This window comes from Rhodoferax sp. GW821-FHT10B06 (assembly GCF_059415605.1).
Genome location: NZ_JBWKNO010000009.1, coordinates 100,223 through 119,180, shown reverse-complemented (window position 1 = coordinate 119,180; position 18,958 = coordinate 100,223). Strand labels below are relative to the sequence as shown.

The window sequence follows — 18,958 nt, the reverse complement described above, 5'->3', positions numbered from 1 at the left end:
ACATGGACTCGCGCATTGGAAGATTCTGGCTGGGGGCAGGGTATTTGTTTCTGTACCTACCTATCGTCACGCTGATCGTTTTCTCGTTCAATGATTCGAAGATGGTTACCCTGTGGGGTGGCTTTACTTTCAAGTGGTACGGCGTGATCACGCACGATACCGAGGTCATTGACGGCTTCTTGCTGTCACTCAAGATCGGGCTTTTGACCGCTACCGCGTCGGTGGTATTTGGTACCTTGGCCGCATTCACCATGGTGCGCTACAGGTCGTTTTTTGGCCGCACGGCTTTCAATGCCCATATCAATGCGCCTCTGGTGGTGCCAGAAGTCATTACCGGTTTGTCATTGCTGCTGTTTTTTGTGATGTGCGAGCGCATGTTTGGCATGCCAGAGCGCGGCATCTTCACCATCTGGGTGGGTCACACTGCGATTGGCTTGTCTTACGCGGCAGTGATGATCCAGTCACGCCTGCTGGAAATGGATATGTCTTTGGAAGAAGCCGCCGTGGATCTGGGCTGCAAGCCCTTCCAGGTGTTTTACCTGATCACCTTGCCCACGATTGCGCCATCGCTGATGTCCGCCTGGTTGCTGACTTTCACTATTTCTCTGGACGACGTGGTTTCCACCGCCTTCTTGTCCGGCCCGGGATCGACGACCTTGCCCATTGTGATTTTGTCCCGGGCGCGCCTGGGCCTGAATCCTACGGTGAACGCGATTGCCACCATCACCGTTGCCGTGGTGTCGGTGGGGGTTTTGGCAGGCAGCTTGTGGATGAGCCGCAAGGAGCGTCAACGCGCTGCAGAGCAAGCCGCGGCGTATCGAGAGGGCCAGGCCGTCGCTGCTTGAGGATTGATTGTTTGATGTAACCCATGGAGATGGAGATCCGATGATGAAACTGAAACAAACTGCGTTAGCTGTATCTCTGGTTTTTCCCATACTGGCCAGCGCCCAGTCGAATGCTGATCTGCAACGCCAAATTGATGCACTTCAGCTGCAGATTAAGCAATTGACCGAGGCGTTGAAAGGTGCCGTGCCGGCGCCGGCTCCCGTGCAAGCCGCGCAGACACCTGCGGTAGACCCGGAGGAGTTCAATCGCATCAAGACTAAGGTGGAAGCAATGGACGACCAGACTGAAGTGGCTGGTTTCAAAGGGTTGCGCATCAGCGGTGGGATTGATCCCACTTATATCTACAACCGCAACAAGCGATCCAGCTCATTCGCTTTCCTGAATAACTTCAGCGGAAGTGATGCGAACGGTAACTCGCAGGTCTATTCCTACGACAACTCTTACTTTGGCTTGGCGTATTTGGATGTACAAAAGGAAATAGACGACGGGGGAACCAGATTCCGGTTGACCTTGGCTCCCAGCAAATCTGCGGGTTCTAGTTTCAACATTGGCAACATCGTGCATGAGGCATCGGCATCCATCCCGATTGATGGCCCATCAACACGTTTGCTGGTAGGGCAGATGCCGGATGTTTCAGGTTATCAACCTTTCTTTAATAGCTTCGTGGGCGCCAACAGCCTGTCGTCTAACTTGCTGTACCCGGGCTATTCAGAATATTTTGTAACCAAGAATCTGTTATTTGACTTTACAGCAGCCACTGCCTATACCGGCGTGGGACTTGATTTGACGCGAGGCCCTTGGGATACAAAGCTGTTCCTTGCAAATTTCAACTCTGCTCGTAACGATGTTAGTGGAAGCAGTCTTGCTTCTACCCGTAGCCCTGTATTTGTCTATAACGCGACCTACGCCAAGGATGAATTTTGGGGTATCGAATTCACGGGTTATGAAGGCAAGGTCCCCAATCCTATGGCGTCTACTCCGACCTCGACACGCTTAGATCAATTTGAGATTGATGGGTGGTGGACGCGTGGAGACCTCAATACCAACCTGCAGTTGACTTTGGGGCGCCAAAAGGATGGGGCCTTCAATGGAGGAGACTCCCAGTGGTATGGCTTGTCTTATCTGCTCTCCCAGAAGGTCAATTCTGCTTGGACAGTGGCTGGTCGTCTTGATTACCTGAATAACCAGAAGAATGGCGGCGGAACATTCAATACATTTGCCAATGATCCTTCGGGTGCTGGTGTCGCTATTGGCGACTTCTACAACGGCTTTGGCCCAGGTGATCCCAATGACCCCGGCTACGACCCGAGCAAGGGTTCAAACCGTTTCTCTGTGACCGGTGCCGCTACTTACCGGTTGACTCGCAATGTGGCCTTCCGTGGCGAACTGCGATTTGATCATGCGACCAAGCCATCTTTTTACCAATGGTCGGACGGCACCTACCGCAAGAGCAACACCACGATCGGCTTGCAAACTATCGTGAACTTCTGACCGCGCGCCTTTGGGGCGGGGTAAAGCTTTGATCCGGATTTGATCGAATACGGGAATCGCTCATGGCTTGAGAATATTTGATTCCCGTATTTTTCAGTCCAGGAAATGAGGCTATGCAGACTTTGACCCGACCCGCCTTTGACGGCCGTGCGCTTATCAACGGCCAACGCGTAGCGTCCCGCAGCGGCGCGACCTTTGCTTGCATCTCACCGGTAGATGGTGCGGTGCTGACCGAGGTGGCCCGCTGTGAGGCTGCCGACATCGACGCCGCCGTGGCAGCCGCACGCACCGCGTTCGAAGATCGCCGCTGGTCCGGCATGGCACCGGCCAAGCGCAAGAAGGTGATGACACGCTTCGCCGACCTGGTGCTGGCCAATGCCCAGGAGCTGGCACTGACCGAGACCCTGGACATGGGCAAGCCGCTGCGCTATGCCCGGGCCGTGGACGTCAACAGCGCGGCCAACTGTCTGCGCTGGTATGGCGAGGCGGTGGATAAGGTGTATGACGAAATTGCCCCCACGGCCGAAACGGCGCTGGCCCTCATCACGCGTGAGCCGGTCGGCGTGGTCGGGGTTATCGTGCCCTGGAACTACCCCATGATCATGGCCGCCTGGAAGATTGCTCCGGCCCTGGCCGCGGGCAACTCCGTGGTGCTCAAGCCCAGCGAGAAATCCCCCTTGACTGCGCTGCGCCTGGGCGACCTGGCGCTGGAGGCCGGCATACCCGCCGGCGTGTTCAACGTGGTGCCTGGCTACGGGCCGGAAGCCGGTTCGCCGCTGGCCCTGCACATGGACGTGGACTGCATCGCCTTCACTGGCTCCACCGCCGTGGGCAAGAAGATCCACGTGATGGCCGGCCAAAGCAATTTGAAGCGCGCCTGGACCGAGCTGGGCGGCAAGTCGCCCAATATCGTGTTCGCCGATTGTCCGAATCTGGACCGCGCGGTGGAAGCCGCCGTGGGCAGCATCTTCTTCAACCAGGGCCAGAGCTGCAACGCACCTTCGCGCTTGTTTGTGGAAGCCGGCATCAAGGATGCTTTCCTGGAAAAGGCGTTGGCCCTGCTGCCCCAGTACGCCCCCCGCAACCCCTTGGAGCCGGACACCATCATGGGTGCCCTGGTGGACACCGTGCAGATGAACAATGTGCTGCGGTATATCGAGCTGGGCAAGTCCGAAGGTGCCAAGCTGCTGGCCGGTGGCGAGCAGGTTCTGGCAGACACCGGTGGCTGCTACGTGCAGGCCACGGTATTTGACGGCGTGCGCAACGATATGACGATTGCACGCGAAGAAATCTTCGGCCCGGTGCTGTCTGTGCTGTCTTTCACCGATACCGCCGAAGTGGTGCGCCAGGCCAACCAGACCATCTACGGCCTGCAGGCCGGCGTGTGGACCAGTGACCTGAACAAGGCCCACGGCTTGGCACGCGCTCTGCGCGCCGGCACGGTGCACGTCAACCAGTATGACGAGGACGACATCACCGTGCCGTTTGGTGGCTTCAAGCAAAGCGGGGTGGGGCGTGACAAGTCGCTGCACGCCTTTGACAAATACACGGAGTGCAAGACAACGTGGATCCGTATCGATAGCCCGGTCTGATCCCATGGGTGATACGACAGCGACGGTAGAGGATGTGCAGCAAGCCTTGCAGGCCCAGGGCATACACAGCATTCTGGTGCAGTTTGCCGACATCCACGGTGTGGCCAAGGGCAAGCTGGTGCCAGTGGAGCATCTGCGTCAATGGGTGGAGGTTGGGGCGGGCTTTGCAGGCCCCAGCATCTGGGGCACGGGCTTGCCGCGTCTGGGGCCACGCAGCGAGTACTACGCACGCATCGGCCTGGAGCATGTACGGGCCTTGCCTTTCATGCCTGGCGTGGCCCATGCAGTGGCCGATGGTTTTGCGGGCGGTGAGCCGCTCGACACCTGTTCCCGGCAACTGCTGAAGCGGCAGCTGGCACGTTTGAAAGAGCGAGGCTGGACGCTCTGGGTGGGCATAGAGCCCGAGTTCTTCTTGCTGCGCAAGGACGCACAGGGGGCGTGGTGCGTAGGCGATGCGCTCGACACCTTGGACAAGCCTTCGTACGACCTGAAGGCGCTGCAGCGCAACCAGGCCTATCTGGACGATATGCGCCAAACCCTGGTGGCGTTGGGCTTCCAGCTGGAGCAGATAGACCACGAAGACGCGACCGGGCAGTACGAGATCAACTACCGGTTCGACGACGCCCTGGCCGCTGCAGACCGCTACATGCTGTTCAAGCTGGCAGCCCATGCGGTGGCGCAAAAACACGGGCTGCATTTCAGCTGTATGCCCAAGCCGTTGGCGCATGCGCCCGGCAGCGGCTTGCATATGCATCTGAGCATCACCGATGCCCAGGGCCAGCCGGTGTTTGCCCAGGGCGCCGACCCGCTGGGGCTGAGCGCCGGGGGCTACAGTTTTATTGCCGGTCTGTTGCACCATGCGGACGCGCTGGCGGCGCTGTGCGCACCCACCGTGAACAGCTACAAGCGTTTGGCTGCCAGCCACAGTGCATCGGGCACCACCTGGGCGCCGGTGTGGAAGGCCTATGGCGAGAACAACCGTACCTGCCTGGCGCGCACAGTGGCCGGGCGCATTGAGTGGCGCTTGCCAGACCCGTCCTGCAATGTGTATGCGGCAGTGGCCGCGACCTTGGCGGCTGGTCTGGATGGCCTGGACCAGCAGATGCGGGCGCCCAAGCCTTGTTCTGTCGATTTGTATGCCCAGCAGGTCCAACATCCGGACGCCATGCCTGCCCGTTTGCCGCGCGACCTGTGCTCGGCATTGGCCGCGCTGGAGGCAGACGCGGTGTTGCGCCAAAGCCTGGGCGACTCGTTCTGTCGGCAGTTTCTGGCACTCAAAACCGCTGAATGGGACGCGTATGCCGGTCATGTCAGCGCCTGGGAGCTGGAGCGTTACGCTGATGGATTCTGATCTACAGGATTTTAAATAAAAAGAGCTTCTAGCGCAGGTACTATCAGCGCTAGAAGCTCTTTTTTTGATAGCAAATCAGTGCGCGCTCAATCCACCTAAAAATGCTTCGAACACGTCCAGCCAAGCGTTGAACGTCGCAATGGCCTGGGAATGGCCCAATATGGCGCCGGTATCACCCAAACAAAAGTCGCTGCAGGCCAGGCTATCTGCACAGATCAGGTGCACATCCTGGGTCCGTTGTGTATCTAGTGCAGCGGTACGCTGAATAAAAGAAAGGCGCAGGCGTTCCGATGCAAGCAGGGAAAAGGCGGCAAGAGAGGGGCGGTTAGGGTCTGGCATTTTCGCCCTTGGCCCAAAGAATGCATACTAGATACGCTTTGTTTCAATTAGAACCATTTTTTTACTGGAAATGCCCATGCCTCTGCGATCTTCCGTTCGGTACACCCGTGGCTTGCATTTAGCTCTGTTGGGCGCTTGCCTGGCGCTGCTTCAGGGTTGTGACAGTCCTCCATCGACCATCAAAATTGGCGTAGCCCAGCCCTTGACCGGCAATTTAGCGCCGTTGGGGCAAGACATGCTCAATGGGGTCACGTTGGCGGTAGAAGAGCTCAACAAGCAAGGGTTTCAGGTCAATGGCAAACCTGTGACCTTGGAGGTGGTGGCCGTGGACGACCGCGCTGATGCCAAGACAGGCGTGGAGGTAGCCCACCAACTGGTGGATGCCGGCGTAGTGGCCGTCGTGGGCGATTTGAATTCTGGTGTCAGCATCGCGGCGGCGCCTGTTTATGCCGAAAAGAGCATCGCACAGCTGGCTATTTCCACCAACCCCAAATTTACCGAGCTGGGCCTCAACACAACCTTCAGGCTTGTCGCCAATGACACGTTGCAGGCGAAGGCCATTGGCAGCTTTGCGGCATCACAAATCAAGGGCAGCAAATACGCGTTGCTGGACGATGGAACGCCTTACGGGAAGGGGCTGGCCGCTGGCGCTGGAGCACAGCTCAAGGCGGCTCAAAAGAACATCGTTTTGGTGCAGTCGTTTGACGATAAAACGACTGCGTTCGATGAGCTGGCTCAGAAGATGAAGGCCGAGGGCGTGGAAGTGATCGTTTCTACGCTGAACGACTTCCAGGTGCTGGCCCTGTTTGAGGCGCTGAAAAAGGTTGACCATGCCGATGTGACCCTGCTCGGCGGCGACACCATCAAGACTACGTTGATGCGCAAGGGAGTCTCTGCTGGACAGCGTGTATTCGCCACGTCGCCAAGTTTGGATGTGGGGGAATTCCCCGCCGGCCAGGCCTTCCTGGACAAATATCGCGCCAAGTTCAAGATCGACCCCGCTTATGCAGGGCACTACAGTTACGACGCCACCTATGTGCTGGCCGCAGCCATCCGTCGTACGCCTTCGGCCAAGCCTGCGGCCATCGTGGAGGCGCTGCGCAAGCTGGATGGCTATGCACCCGTGACCGGCTCCATGAAGTGGGATGCCAAGGGTGAACAACGCTATGGCGTAATCGGTGTTTACCGCGTGCGCGACGGTGCATGGGAATCCCAGGTGCGCTCCGACGTCTGGTAGGCAGGCAACTCCGGCGCGGGTTGCGGAGCTTTACACGCGCTATATCTTGTGCTGGGTTTTTCCCTCAAAAAGGTGGAAGACGTGGGTGACGTAGCCCCTGTGCGCGCCTATCGTTCAGGGGTCGCCCAAATGGGTGAATGCTGTACCGCTTTACCCGCTGTTGCACTCTCGTAGCTGCAGCGTGTCACGCTGCAGATCTACTAGAGGAGAGCCCCTGATGAACTGTCGCAACGCCCATTTTTGCCCCATACGCCCCAGCCTGCCCAAGACCTATGGCCGGCCCGTGCTCGTGCGAGGTGCAGTGCTATGAGCGAGGTCGTTTTGGTGCTGGCCCATGCGGCTGATGCGGGTGCTGCGTCGGTTGCGGCATCCTTGCATTCCATGCTGCGCGAAGACTGCACCTGCGCTGCGGTGGAGGTCTGGACCGTGCGGCCCGCCATGCTCAGTCAGGCCATCTGGTCGCATCATGTGGATGACCATGGCCATGCTGAAACGCAGTTCACGCTGCCGGGCCGACCCGCGCTGCTCAGCAGCCAGGTGCGCGCTGTTTTCAACCGTATCCAGCACCTGCCCATGCCCAGTTTTTTGCACGGCAGCGCCCAGGACCGCGACTACGCGGCGGCCGAGTTCCATGCCTTGATGCAAAGCTGGCTGGCATCCTTCGGCGACCGCGTTCTGCATTCGCTGCGCAACCAGCCCTTGTTGTCACCACAGTTACCCATGCTGCGCTGGGCCCAGGCGGCGGCCCAGTGCGGCCTGCCCGTGGCGCAGCGCGATGCTGGCATGCCGGCGCTGGAATGGGATGCCACCGTACTGGTGGCGGGCACGCAGACCACGGGCGTGCTGGCGGGTCGCTTTGGCCGGGCTTGCGTGGCGGCGAGCCAGGCCTTGGGGTTCTCTGTGTTGGAGTTCCGCTTCGTGCGCAGAGACCAGGTTTTTGTGCTGGTCGGCGTAAGCCCGTACCCGGCCCTGACCGACCTGGAGGACATAGACGCTGTGGCCACCTGCATCTGTGATCTGGTGCACAGCCAGGCTGCTGTCGAGCTGGAGCGCGACGGCGTCGCATGATCCTCGTTTACGGCCAGGCGGACGACCCACCCATCAGCTGCCTGGTGCGGGCCTTGCAGGCCGTAGACGCAGCCTATCTGCATCTGGACACGGCCGCGCTGGACCAGGCTTCGCTGGACATCACGGTCGGCCCGCCGGGCGTGTCGGGCGAACTGGTGGTGCTCAGGCAGGCACTGCTCCTGCAAGACATTCGTGCCGTTTACGCGCGCCCCTCTCCACCCATGCTGCTGGATGGCGCTTCGGCGGCCAATGCCCATGCGCAAACCCTGCACCAGCAGCTGCTGGACTGGTTTGACATCGCCCCGGCACTGGTGGTCAGCCGGCCCGCTGCCATACAGGCCAATGCCTCCAAACCCCTGCAGACCCAGCGCATGGGCGAAGCGGGCTTTCTGGTGCCGGCCACCCTGGTCAGCTCCGACCCCGAGGCGGTGCGCAGCTTTCGCAACCAGCACGGGCGTGTGATGTTCAGCTCCATCAGCGACGCAGATGTGGGTGTGGCCGAGCTGGATGACGCCAGCCTGTCGCGCATGCACCGCCTGGCGCAGCTGCCCACCCAGTTCCAGGCCCATGTGCCCGGGGTGGACATCTGCGTCCATGTGGTGGGCGAGCAGGTGTTTGCCGCTGAGGCCAGCAGCGATGCTGGCTGGAGCGCCACCAGCCTGCCAGATGCCGTAGCCGCCCAATGCGTGAGCATGTCGCAGGCCATGGACCTACCGCTGGCCAGCATAGACCTGCGCTTGCGCCCGGACGGCACCTATGTCTGCTTTGAAGTCCACTCCTTGCCTGCCTATAGCGCGTTCGAGGCGCAAAGCGGCCTGCCCCTTGCGGCCGCGCTAGCCGACTTTCTGCATGCGGCCTGATGTGCGGCTGGCGCATGTAAGTACTGCGCATGGTGCTGTGAAAAATATAGCGTTTGTAGGGCTTGAGAACCGGGACTGCTGAACCCGGCATGGGTGCACCGCAGTCGTGCATAGGCACCATCTGTGTGCCGAGAAATGCGCTTTTGTATGCCTTGCTGATCTAGAACTTTGGGTTGAGCTAGCGTGTGTACAGAGGTGGGCGCGCAGTTTTACCACCCAGCTTCTTCGTTGGCATCGAATTTGCATGCTTGATCAACGCGGGGCGGCCACTCTGGATCGCTTCTTCAAATGACAGCTAGGGTTCCGGCCGCTTGAGCATCAAGCGGTGTCTGGTCCGAGAGCAGTCGGCCAGCAGCGGCCCATACCGCTGCCGGCTCCACGGCGGGACAAAAGCCCGGGAGGTTCACTTCGTTGTCGAGGTGGTCTCCCGCATTTGTTCTTCAACCTTGGAGCTGTTATGTCTTTCCATTTTTCTCCGATTTCTTTTGCGTTCAAACGTTGTGCCGTCAGCGTCTGTATGGTGCTGGTCGGCCTGGGGGCGGTCAGCCTGCCCCGGCCGGCTGCCGCCGAGGTCAAGGTTGGCCTGTCCGACTGGCCGGGCTGGGTCGCCTGGTATGTGGCCGAGCAAAAAGGCTTCTTCAAGAAATATGGCGCCGACGTCAAGCTGGTCTGGTTCGCCAACTACACCGACTCTATCGGCGCGCTGTCGTCCGGCCAGCTGGATGCGAACTCGCAAACCTGGTCCGACACCCTGGGCCCGTTGGCCAAGGGCCTGCCGCTGAAGGCGATTCTGGTCAACGACAACTCGGCCGGCAACGACGCGCTGATGGTCGGCCCCAAGATCACCTCCTTCACCCAGCTCAAGGGCAAGAAGGTGGCGCTGGAGCAGTACAGCATTTCGCACTTTGTGCTGGCCACGGCGCTGGCCAAGAACGGCATGAAGCTGGGCGACGTGAAGATCGTCAACCTCTCCGCTGGCGATGCCGCCGCCGCCTTCATCAGCGGCAAGGTGGATGCCGCCGTTCTGTGGAACCCCTGGGTGCACCAGATCGAAGCCAGCGGCAAGGGCAAACCACTGTTCACTTCCAAAGACATGCCCGGCCTGGTGCCCGACCTGCTGGTGGCGCAAGACAAAGCCATCCAGACCAAGCGCAAGGAGCTGGTCGGCATGATCAAGGCCTGGTTCGATACCGAGAAGTTCATCCGCGAGCAACCGGCCGAAGCCGCCAAGATCATGTCCAAGGTGGTCAGCATGTCGCCCGAGGAATACACCGTGTTCCTGCCCGGCACCAAGTTCTTCGACGCCGCCGCCAACACCCAGGCGTTTGATGCCAAGAATGCCTTGTCGCTGTCCAGCACCGCGCCGACCATTGCCGCATTTTTGACGCAGTACAAGCTGATCGACGGCAAGCCCGATGCCGCCAAGGGCATAGACGGCACCCTGGTCCAAGACGCGCTGAAGTAAGGCCTGCGCCATGTGGTCGATAAGACTGGCGATCTCGCGTCGCAGTTACGGCTTGCTTGCGCTCATCGGCCTGGTAGTTCCACTGCTGGGCTGGGTGCTGCTGAGTGCGTTTGCGGGCGTCAGCCCGGTGTTTCTGCCGGGTCCGCAGAAGGTGGTGGCGCGCATCCTCACCTGGGCCATGGAAGACGATTTGCTGGGCGACGCCGCCATCAGCACCTTGCGCGTGGTCGCCGGCTGGGCGCTGTCCGCGTTGTTGGCGCTACCGCTGGGCCTGCTGATCGGCAGCTGGCGCGCGGTGCAGGCGTTGCTGGAGCCGCTGACCGACTTCATCCGCTACATGCCCGCCGTGGCCTTCATCCCGCTGGTGATGCTGTGGGTCGGCATCGACGAGGGCGCCAAGGTGGCCATCATCTTCATCGGCACTTTCTTCCAGATGGTGCTGATGGTGGCCGAGGACGTACGCCGCGTGCCGATGGCGCAGATCGAGGCCGCGCAGACCATGGGCGCCACCCGGCGCGAGGTGCTGGAGAAGGTGATCCTGCCATCGGCCAAACCAGCGCTGCTGGACACCTTGCGCATCACGATGGGCTGGGCCTGGACCTACCTGGTGGTGGCCGAGCTGGTGGCCGCCAACTCGGGCTTGGGCTTTGCGATTCTGAAGGCCCAGCGTTTTCTGCAGACCGACAAGATATTTGCCGGCATCCTGCTGATCGGCTGCATCGGCCTGGCCATCGACCAGCTGTTCCGCCTGCTGCACCGCAAGGCATTCCCCTGGATGCACGGACGTTGATATGCACTCCCATAAATCCATTTTTCGGGCGAATTGCGTCGTTGCGCGGTGCTCGGAATCCTCATGCACCAAAGTGCATTCCGGTGTCCTGCGCTCCGTGCGCCTAGCACTTCATCCCGAAAACCTGAATTTCTAGAAGTGCATATATGAAAATCGAATGCAAAAACGTCTGGAAATACTTCGGCCAGACCACGGCCCTGAACGACGTGAACTTAGGCATTGCCGACAACGAGTTCGTCACTCTGGTCGGTGCCTCCGGCTGCGGCAAGTCCACCTTGCTGCGGACTTTGGCCGGGCTGGAAACCCACAGCCAGGGCGATGTGCTGGTGGATGGCCAAGCCATCACCGGGCCGGGGCAAGACCGTGCCATGGTGTTCCAGCACTACAGCCTCTACCCTTGGCTGCGCGTGTCGGAAAACATCCGCTTCTGCCGCCAGCTCAGCGCCCAGACCCGCAACCGCAGCAGCGCCGACGTCGAGGCCGCCTCGGGCCGCGCCGACGCGCTGCTGCAACTGATGGGTTTGACGGCCTCGGCCAGCGCGTACCCGAACCAGCTGTCTGGCGGCATGCAGCAGCGCGTGGCGATTGCCCGCGCGCTGATGGGCAAGCCGCAGATCCTGTTGATGGACGAGCCCTTTGGCGCGCTGGACGCGCAGACCCGCGAGGTGATGCACGACCTGATCCTGCACGTGCACCGCCTGGAGCGCACCACCATCGTCTTTGTGACCCACGACGTGGAAGAGGCCATCTACCTCGGCCACCGCGTGGTGCTGATGGCGCCGCGCCCCGGCCGCATCGACTCGATCTACGACGTGCCATTGCCGGCCAAGCGCGAGCAGGACATGAAGCTCGCCCCCGAGTTTCTGCGCCTCAAACGCCAGCTGCTGGACCGCATCCGCGAAACCTCGGGCATGAAAACCGACCTGGACCAATTGCAAAAACTCACGCAAATGGCCGAAGAAAGGAATCCTGTATGAACCCCATCCCCGCCAACAAGCTGCTGTGGGAGGAACACCTCCCCGGCGGCAACCACTGGTCCGGCCGTCTGCGCCGCGGCACCGCCTTGCGCCTCACCGACCTGCAAGGTGGCGCCAATGTGTCCGCGCTGTTCTTCAACGCCGAGCAGCCGCTGGAGCGCTACAACATGCCCGACACCTTGAAGTCGCAGCACACCGCCTTCCTCACCGCCGGCTATGTGTGCCAGTCGGACATGGGCCGGGTGCTGTGTTCCATCACGGCCGACAGTCTGGGCTGGCACGACACCTGGTGCGGCGTGAGCGATGCAGCCATGGTGTTGGCCCAGTACGGTGAAAAGCGCTACCAGCAGCACCGCAACGCCATGCACCGCAATGGCCGCGACAACCTGTTGATCGAGCTGGCCAAGTGGGGCCTGGGCGCGCGCGACCTGGTGCCTAGCGTCAACTTCTTCAGCAAGGTGGTGCCTGATGCCGACGGCGCACTCAGCCATGTGAGCGGCCACAGCACTGCCGGCAGCTATGTCGATCTGCGCTTCGAGATGGACACCCTGGTGGTGCTCAGCAGCGCGCCGCATCCATTGGATGCGAACCCCGTTTACGCACCCGCCGATGTGCAGCTCAGCGCTTACCGTGCCGACCCTGTCGCTGCCGAAGACGCCTGCCGTACCCAGTGCGCACAAAACGGCCGCGCCTTCACTAACACCGAACGCTACGTGGGAGTCGCTGCATGAGCAAACTACTCGAAAGTCAACTGAATCCGGTGGATGCCGTGCTCGACCAGACATGCATGGCCGGCGACCCGTGGATGGCCACGGTGCGCGCCGGGCAAACCTTGCGCATCCTCGACCTCGAAGGCAACCAGGCGGTAGACACGCTGTTCTACAGCGCCGCCAACGCCGAGGAACGCTACAGCGCAGCCGACACCATCGCCCGTAATGGCCAGCTGTATCTGGGTCTGGGGTCGCGCCTGTACTCCAGCGAAGGCCGTGTCATGCTGACCATCACCGCAGACACCTGCGGCCGCCACGACACCTTGGGCGGCGCCTGCTCCAGCGAGAGCAACACCGTGCGCTACGCGCTGGATAAGCGCCCCATGCACAGCTGCCGCGACAGCTTCATGCACGCGCTCTGCCACTGCCGTGAGGCGGGAGCGCTGGGCCTGGGCAAGCGCGACATCGCACCGAATATCAACTTCTTCATGAACGTGCCGGTGACGCCGGAAGGCCACCTCAGCTTTGAAGACGGCATCTCTGGCGCTGGCAAGTACGTGGAGCTGCGGGCCGAGATGGATGTGGTGGTGCTGATCTCGAATTGTCCGCAGCTGAATAACCCCTGCAATGGCTACAGCCCGACGCCTATCCGCTTGCTGGTATGGGATTGAGTTGCTATTGAATTCGTAGCAGTTGGCGCAGGTACTACCTGCGCCATAGGCCGATTTTCTTTGAATTTTGCCCGCGAGACGACTCGTGGCGCGCTATCCACTTGGTGGGACGACCCACCCATGAGGACATCCTTATGTTCGATACCGTTTTGATCGCCAACCGCGGCGCCATCGCCTGCCGCGTGATCCGCAGCCTAAAGGCGCTGGGCCTGCGCTCGGTGGCCGTGTATTCCGAGGCCGATGCCGATTCGCTGCACGTGGCGATGGCCGATACCAGCGTCTGCATCGGCCCGGCACCGGCAGCGCAAAGCTACCTCGACCCGCAGCGCATTCTCGACGCAGCGCGGGCCACGGGAGCCGGCGCCATCCACCCCGGCTACGGCTTTCTGTCCGAGAACCCGGACTTCGCCCAGGCCTGTGAAGACGCCGGCATCGCCTTCGTCGGCCCCACGCCCGCGCAGATGCGTGCCTTCGGCCTGAAGCACACGGCCCGCGCGCTGGCCGAGGCCCAGGGCGTGCCCTTGCTGCCCGGCAGCGGCCTGCTGCTGGATCTGGCCCAGGCGCAGAGCGAGGCCGCGCGGATTGGCTACCCGGTGATGCTGAAAAGCACGGCGGGTGGCGGTGGCATCGGCATGCGGCTGATACGCAGCGAGGCCGAAATGGGGCCGGCGTTTGAGACCGTGCAGCGCCTGGCCCAGGCCAATTTCAAGGACGCCGGCCTGTTCTTGGAAAAGTTCGTCGAGCGCGCCCGGCACATCGAGGTGCAGCTGTTCGGCGATGGCAAAGGTCGGGTGGTGGCACTGGGCGAACGCGACTGCTCGGCCCAGCGGCGCAACCAGAAGGTGATCGAAGAAACCCCGGCACCCGGCCTGTCCGACGCTACCCGCGCCGCCCTGCAGCAAACCGCCGTGCGCCTGGCCGAAGCCGTGAACTACCGCAGCGCCGGCACGGTGGAATACGTGCTGGACGCCGACACCGGCGCCTTCTACTTTCTGGAGGTCAACACCCGTCTGCAGGTAGAGCACGGTGTGACCGAGCAGGTGACCGGCGTGGACCTGGTGGCCTGGATGCTGCAACTGGCGCGCGGCGACGACTTCGCGTTGACCGTGCCTGCGCCCCAGGGTGCATCGATCCAGGTACGGCTCTACGCCGAAGACCCTGCGCGCAACTTCCAGCCCTGCGCGGGCGGCTTGACCGAGGTTGTCTTTCCGGCCGATGCACGCATCGAAACCTGGGTTGCCACCGGCAGCGAAGTGCCGCCCAACTACGACCCGATGATCGCCAAGCTCATCGTCACCGGCAGCGATCGTGCCGATGCCGTCGCCAAGCTGCAGGCCGCGCTGGCCGCGACCCGGCTGGCGGGCATAGAAACCAATCTGCGCTACCTGCGCACCGTCGCCGCCGACCCGGTGTTTGTCGAGGGCCGCATGGTCACGCGCAGCCTGGCCGATCTGCACTACCAACCGCAGGCGCTGGAGGTGCTGGACGCCGGGGTGCAGACCACCGTGCAAGACCATCCGGGCCGCGTTGGCTACTGGGCGGTGGGCGTTCCGCCGAGTGGCCCGATGGACGATCTGGCGATGCGTCTGGCGAACCGGCTGGTCGGCAACGTGCCGGATGCTGCTGCGCTGGAATGCACGCTCAGTGGCCCGAGTCTGCGCTTGCATGCCGATACGCTGGTGGCGGTCTGCGGCGCGGCGATGGCGGTCAGCGTCGACGGTGTGGTGCTGCCCCTGTGGCAGTCGCATTGGGTCAAGGCCGGCAGCGTGCTGAAGCTCGGCGCGGTGCAGGGTGCAGGGGCGCGCACCTACCTGGCGCTGCGCGGCGGGCTGGATGTGCCGCTGTACCTGGGCAGCCGCTCCACCTTCACCCTGGGCCAGTTCGGTGGCCATGCGGGCCGTACCCTGCGGGTGGGCGACATGTTGCACATAGGCGCGGGCGCTATCGCCGAGCCGCTGGCCGCCTTGCCGGCCGAGGTGGTGCCGGTGTACCAGAACCACTGGGACATCGCCGTGCTCTACGGTCCGCACGGTGCGCCGGACTTTTTCACCGATGGTGACGTACAGATGTTCTTCGGCACCGACTGGCAGGTGCACTACAACTCCAGCCGCACGGGTGTGCGCCTTATCGGCCCCAAGCCCGAGTGGGCGCGGCGCGACGGCGGTGAGGCCGGGCTGCACCCGTCCAACATCCACGACAACGCCTATGCGATCGGCGCCATCGACTTCACCGGCGACATGCCGGTCATCCTCGGGCCTGATGGCCCCAGCCTGGGTGGCTTTGTCTGCCCGGCCGTGGTGCTGGCCAGCGAGCGCTGGAAGCTGGGCCAGCTGCGCCCTGGCGACAGCGTGCGCTTCCGCTGCGTGACCGCAGACGAGGCCCTGGCTCTGCATGCCGCGCAGGAGCGACGCATTGCCGAACTGGAATGGAGCCCACCCGAGATTCCGCAGCGTGTTGAAGCCGTGGGCTCACCCATCCTTGCCCAGCGCGCCGCCCAAGGCGAGCGCCCGGCGCTGGTGCTGCGCCAGGCCGGCGACCGCTATGTGCTGGTCGAGCTGGGCGATGCGGTGCTGGACATCGCGCTGCGCCTGCGCGTGCATGGCCTGATGCAGTCCCTGCAGGCGCAAAAGCTGCCGGGCATCGTCGATCTGACCCCCGGCATCCGTTCGCTGCAAATACATTTCGAGCCGCTGGCGCTCAGCGTATCTGCGCTGATAGCTGCGATTTTTGTAGCAGACGATGCACTTGGCGATACCGACGACCTGGTCGTGCCATCGCGCACCGTCTACCTGCCGCTGAGCTGGGACGACAGCGCGACCCGGCTGGCGATCGAGAAATACATGCAGTCTGTGCGGCCCGACGCGCCTTGGTGCCCCAGCAACATCGAGTTCATCCGCCGCATCAACGGCCTGGACAGCATTGCCGAAGTCCGGCGCACGGTGTTCGACGCGCGCTACCTGGTGCTGGGCCTGGGCGATGTCTACCTGGGCGCGCCCGTGGCGACGCCGCTGGACCCGCGCCACCGCCTGGTGACCACCAAGTACAACCCCGCGCGCACCTGGACGCCGGAGAACGCCGTCGGCATCGGCGGCGCCTACATGTGCGTCTACGGCATGGAAGGCCCGGGCGGCTACCAGTTCGTGGGCCGCACCTTGCAGATGTGGAACCGTTGGCGCGATGCCAATAGCGGTGCCCCGGCTTTCGCGCCTGGAAAGCCCTGGCTGCTGCGCTTCTTCGACCAGATCCGCTTTTACCCGGTGGGCGAGGACGAGCTACTGCAGATCCGCCGCGACTTCCCGGCCGGCCGCTACCCGCTGCGGGTGGAGGAGGGCACGTTCAGCCTGCACGACTACCGCGGCTTCCTGGCCAACAACGCCAACGACATCGCCGCCTTCCGCGCGCTGCAAGGCAATGCGTTTGAGGACGAGCGCGAGCGCTGGCGCGTGGCCGGCCAGGCGGAATACGTGGGCGAGCCCGAAGCCATCGACGCCGCCGTGTCGCAAGACGACTTGCCCCCTGGCGCGCGCAGTGTGGCCAGTGCTGTGCCCGGTAGCGTGTGGAAGCTGTTGGTGGCCGAAGGGGACGCGGTGGTGGAGGGCCAGCCGCTGCTGGTCATCGAGTCGATGAAGATGGAATTCACCGTCGCTGCGCCCTGCGCCGGCAAGGTGTGGCGCATGGCCTGCCGCGAAGGCAGCGCCGTGGCGGCAGGGCAAGACGTGGTGGTCATTGTGGGCATGGCGCAAGGAGAACAAGCATGAGCAAGACAGATATTTCCCTGAGCCTGGGCGCACTGCAGCAGGCCTACCGCGACGGCAGCCTGACGCCGCTGCAGATGGTGGAGCAGGTCGTCACCGCGATTGGCGACGACCCGCACACCGCCTGGATACACCGCATCGACGTCACCACGCTGCGCGCCCGTGCCCAGGCCTTGATGGACCGTGGCCCCGAGAGCCTGCCGCTGTGGGGCGTGCCGTTCGCCATCAAGGACAACATTGACCTGGCCGGTGTGCCGACCACCGCCGCTTGCCCTGCCTACGCCTACACGCCCACGGCCAGCGCCTTCGTGGTGCAGCGCCTGCTGGACGCGGGCGCCATCGCCATCGGCAAGACCAACCTGGACCAGTTCGCCACCGGCCTGAACGGCACGCGGTCGCCGTATGGGGTCTGCCGTAACTCTTTCAATCCGGACTATGTGTCGGGCGGCTCCAGCGCTGGCTCGGCCGTGTCGGTGGCGCTCGGCCATGTGAGCTTTTCGCTGGGCACGGACACCGCCGGTTCGGGCCGGGTGCCGGCGGGGTTCAATAATCTGGTGGGCCTGAAACCCAGCCTGGGCCTGCTGTCCACCACCGGCGTGGTGCCGGCCTGCCGCTCGCTGGATGCAGTGTCCATCTTCGCGCTGACGGCCGACGATGCGCAGCAGGTGTTCGCCGTCGCCCATGGCTATGACGCACAGGACGCCTATGCGCGGCCGGCCCAGCCGCACGGCCACGACTTCGGCCGTGCCGCCCGGCCGCGCCTGGGCGTGCCGCGTGCGGACCAGCTGCAGTTTCTGGGCGATAGCGGCTATGCCCAGTGCTTTGAAGAGGCTCGCGCCCATGCATTGGCGCTGGGCGCCGAGCTGGTCGAGATCGACTTTGCACCCTTCTTCGAAACTGCGCGCCTGCTCTACGAAGGCCCGTGGGTGGCCGAGCGCTACCAGGCGATCCGCGCTTTCATCGATGCGCAGCCAGACGCCGTTTTCCCCGTCACGCGCGAGATCACGCTGGGCGGCGCCAAGCCGCTGGCGGCCGACGCGTTCGCCGCCCAGTACCGGCTGCGCGCGCTGGCGAAGCGTTGTGCCGCCGTCTGGGCCAGCATTGACTGTATGTTGTTGCCGACCTCGCCCACCATACACCGCATAGATACCATGCTGGCCGAGCCGATTGCCCGCAACAGCGACTTCGGCATTTACACCAATTTCGTCAACCTGCTGGACTACGCGGCCATCGCCGTGCCCGCTGGTTTCCGCGCCGATGGCCTGCCGTTTGGCATCACCTTGGTGGCGCCGGCGCACCAGGACCAGCCGCTGCTGCACCTGGCACAGCGCTGGCAGACAAGCCTGCAGGGCAGGGCGGCTACGCTCGGCGCTACGGGCCATGCCTTCGTCCCATTCAAGGCAGTGAATGCCGTCCCTTCAGGCCAAATCCAGGTGGCAGTCTGCGGCGCCCATCTGCAAGGCCAGCCGCTGAATCCGCAGCTTACTAGCCGCGGCGGGCGCCTGGTGCAGCGCACCACGACGGCACCGGAATACCGTCTCTATGCCTTGCCCGATGGCAAGCGCCCCGGGTTGGTCCGGGTGGCCGAGGGCGGGGCTGCTATCGAGGTGGAAGTCTGGGAGCTGCCCGGCGCCCAGTTCGGCAGCTTCGTCGATGGCATTCCCGCGCCGCTGGGTATAGGCCGGACCTGGCTGGCCGATGGCTCGTCGGTGGCGGGCTTCATCTGCGAGCCCTCGGGGCTGGACGGCGCGCGTGACATCACCGCGTTCGGTGGCTGGCGCGCATATTTGGCGGCATCCAAATAAA

Annotated in this window: 15 protein-coding genes and 1 riboswitch; of the genes, 14 read left to right on the top strand and 1 reads right to left on the bottom strand. The window is 62.9% G+C overall.

What is annotated here, in order from left to right:
• Positions 1-2: 2 nt before the first annotated feature.
• The 4 genes from AC07O2_RS15520 (at position 3) to glnT (ending at position 5,280) form a co-directional block, all read left to right on the top strand.
• A complete protein-coding gene (locus tag AC07O2_RS15520; RefSeq protein ID WP_495076645.1) occupies positions 3-845 on the top strand; it encodes an ABC transporter permease in 843 nt (280 codons plus the stop codon).
• Between the two features lie 43 nt (positions 846-888).
• Positions 889-2,337, top strand: coding sequence for a DUF3138 family protein (locus AC07O2_RS15515; protein WP_495076644.1), 1,449 nt, complete (start codon positions 889-891; stop codon positions 2,335-2,337).
• 113 nt (positions 2,338-2,450) lie between these two features.
• Positions 2,451-3,929 carry an aldehyde dehydrogenase gene (locus tag AC07O2_RS15510; protein ID WP_495076643.1) on the top strand — a complete coding sequence of 493 codons (1,479 nt, stop codon included), beginning with the start codon at positions 2,451-2,453 and terminating at the stop codon, positions 3,927-3,929.
• 4 nt (positions 3,930-3,933) lie between these two features.
• Complete coding sequence (gene glnT, locus AC07O2_RS15505; RefSeq protein WP_495076642.1) at positions 3,934-5,280, top strand: type III glutamate--ammonia ligase; 1,347 nt, start codon at positions 3,934-3,936, stop codon at positions 5,278-5,280.
• Between the two features lie 75 nt (positions 5,281-5,355).
• On the opposite strand, the gene AC07O2_RS15500 is transcribed toward glnT, so the two are convergent.
• Positions 5,356-5,619, bottom strand: coding sequence for a hypothetical protein (locus AC07O2_RS15500; protein ID WP_495076641.1), 264 nt, complete (start codon positions 5,617-5,619; stop codon positions 5,356-5,358).
• Between the two features lie 76 nt (positions 5,620-5,695).
• On the opposite strand from AC07O2_RS15500, the gene AC07O2_RS15495 reads away from it, so the two are divergent.
• The 10 genes from AC07O2_RS15495 to atzF all read left to right on the top strand — a co-directional run bounded on the left by AC07O2_RS15495 (position 5,696) and on the right by atzF (position 18,957).
• Positions 5,696-6,856, top strand: coding sequence for a branched-chain amino acid ABC transporter substrate-binding protein (locus AC07O2_RS15495; protein WP_495076640.1), 1,161 nt, complete (start codon positions 5,696-5,698; stop codon positions 6,854-6,856).
• A gap of 306 nt (positions 6,857-7,162) precedes the next feature.
• Positions 7,163-7,924, top strand: a complete 762-nt coding sequence (locus tag AC07O2_RS15490) for a hypothetical protein (RefSeq protein ID WP_495076639.1) — start codon at positions 7,163-7,165, stop codon at positions 7,922-7,924.
• Positions 7,921-8,784 (top strand): ATP-grasp domain-containing protein, encoded by an 864-nt coding sequence (locus tag AC07O2_RS15485; RefSeq protein WP_495076638.1) that lies wholly within the window; start codon positions 7,921-7,923, stop codon positions 8,782-8,784. The genes AC07O2_RS15490 and AC07O2_RS15485 overlap by 4 nt, the downstream gene beginning before the upstream one ends.
• A 284-nt stretch (positions 8,785-9,068) precedes the next feature.
• Positions 9,069-9,187: riboswitch (guanidine-I (ykkC/yxkD leader) on the top strand.
• A gap of 54 nt (positions 9,188-9,241) precedes the next feature.
• The gene (locus AC07O2_RS15480) at positions 9,242-10,249 is read left to right on the top strand and encodes an ABC transporter substrate-binding protein (RefSeq protein ID WP_495076637.1); all 1,008 of its coding nucleotides are present in this window, start codon (positions 9,242-9,244) and stop codon (positions 10,247-10,249) included.
• A 10-nt stretch (positions 10,250-10,259) separates the two neighbouring features.
• Positions 10,260-11,039 carry an ABC transporter permease gene (locus AC07O2_RS15475; RefSeq protein WP_495076636.1) on the top strand — a complete coding sequence of 260 codons (780 nt, stop codon included), beginning with the start codon at positions 10,260-10,262 and terminating at the stop codon, positions 11,037-11,039.
• 146 nt (positions 11,040-11,185) lie between these two features.
• Complete coding sequence (locus AC07O2_RS15470; RefSeq protein ID WP_495076635.1) at positions 11,186-12,016, top strand: ABC transporter ATP-binding protein; 831 nt, start codon at positions 11,186-11,188, stop codon at positions 12,014-12,016.
• A complete protein-coding gene (locus tag AC07O2_RS15465; RefSeq protein ID WP_495076634.1) occupies positions 12,013-12,747 on the top strand; it encodes an urea amidolyase associated protein UAAP1 in 735 nt (244 codons plus the stop codon). The genes AC07O2_RS15470 and AC07O2_RS15465 overlap by 4 nt, the downstream gene beginning before the upstream one ends.
• Positions 12,744-13,397 carry an urea amidolyase associated protein UAAP2 gene (locus tag AC07O2_RS15460; RefSeq protein ID WP_495076633.1) on the top strand — a complete coding sequence of 218 codons (654 nt, stop codon included), beginning with the start codon at positions 12,744-12,746 and terminating at the stop codon, positions 13,395-13,397. The genes AC07O2_RS15465 and AC07O2_RS15460 overlap by 4 nt, the downstream gene beginning before the upstream one ends.
• 134 nt (positions 13,398-13,531) lie before the next feature.
• Positions 13,532-17,155 (top strand): urea carboxylase, encoded by a 3,624-nt coding sequence (gene uca, locus AC07O2_RS15455; RefSeq protein ID WP_495076632.1) that lies wholly within the window; start codon positions 13,532-13,534, stop codon positions 17,153-17,155.
• Positions 17,152-18,957, top strand: a complete 1,806-nt coding sequence (atzF, locus tag AC07O2_RS15450) for an allophanate hydrolase (protein ID WP_495076631.1) — start codon at positions 17,152-17,154, stop codon at positions 18,955-18,957. Before uca ends, atzF begins: the two co-directional genes overlap by 4 nt.
• Position 18,958: the final 1 nt, after the last annotated feature.

Coding starts and splice junctions, on each gene's coding strand:
- AC07O2_RS15520 (WP_495076645.1), top strand. CDS start 3: ATGGACTCGCGCATTGGAAGATTCTGGCTGGGGGCAGGGTATTTGTTT.
- AC07O2_RS15515 (WP_495076644.1), top strand. CDS start 889: ATGAAACTGAAACAAACTGCGTTAGCTGTATCTCTGGTTTTTCCCATA.
- AC07O2_RS15510 (WP_495076643.1), top strand. CDS start 2,451: ATGCAGACTTTGACCCGACCCGCCTTTGACGGCCGTGCGCTTATCAAC.
- glnT (WP_495076642.1), top strand. CDS start 3,934: ATGGGTGATACGACAGCGACGGTAGAGGATGTGCAGCAAGCCTTGCAG.
- AC07O2_RS15500 (WP_495076641.1), bottom strand. CDS start 5,619: ATGCCAGACCCTAACCGCCCCTCTCTTGCCGCCTTTTCCCTGCTTGCA.
- AC07O2_RS15495 (WP_495076640.1), top strand. CDS start 5,696: ATGCCTCTGCGATCTTCCGTTCGGTACACCCGTGGCTTGCATTTAGCT.
- AC07O2_RS15490 (WP_495076639.1), top strand. CDS start 7,163: ATGAGCGAGGTCGTTTTGGTGCTGGCCCATGCGGCTGATGCGGGTGCT.
- AC07O2_RS15485 (WP_495076638.1), top strand. CDS start 7,921: ATGATCCTCGTTTACGGCCAGGCGGACGACCCACCCATCAGCTGCCTG.
- AC07O2_RS15480 (WP_495076637.1), top strand. CDS start 9,242: ATGTCTTTCCATTTTTCTCCGATTTCTTTTGCGTTCAAACGTTGTGCC.
- AC07O2_RS15475 (WP_495076636.1), top strand. CDS start 10,260: ATGTGGTCGATAAGACTGGCGATCTCGCGTCGCAGTTACGGCTTGCTT.
- AC07O2_RS15470 (WP_495076635.1), top strand. CDS start 11,186: ATGAAAATCGAATGCAAAAACGTCTGGAAATACTTCGGCCAGACCACG.
- AC07O2_RS15465 (WP_495076634.1), top strand. CDS start 12,013: ATGAACCCCATCCCCGCCAACAAGCTGCTGTGGGAGGAACACCTCCCC.
- AC07O2_RS15460 (WP_495076633.1), top strand. CDS start 12,744: ATGAGCAAACTACTCGAAAGTCAACTGAATCCGGTGGATGCCGTGCTC.
- uca (WP_495076632.1), top strand. CDS start 13,532: ATGTTCGATACCGTTTTGATCGCCAACCGCGGCGCCATCGCCTGCCGC.
- atzF (WP_495076631.1), top strand. CDS start 17,152: ATGAGCAAGACAGATATTTCCCTGAGCCTGGGCGCACTGCAGCAGGCC.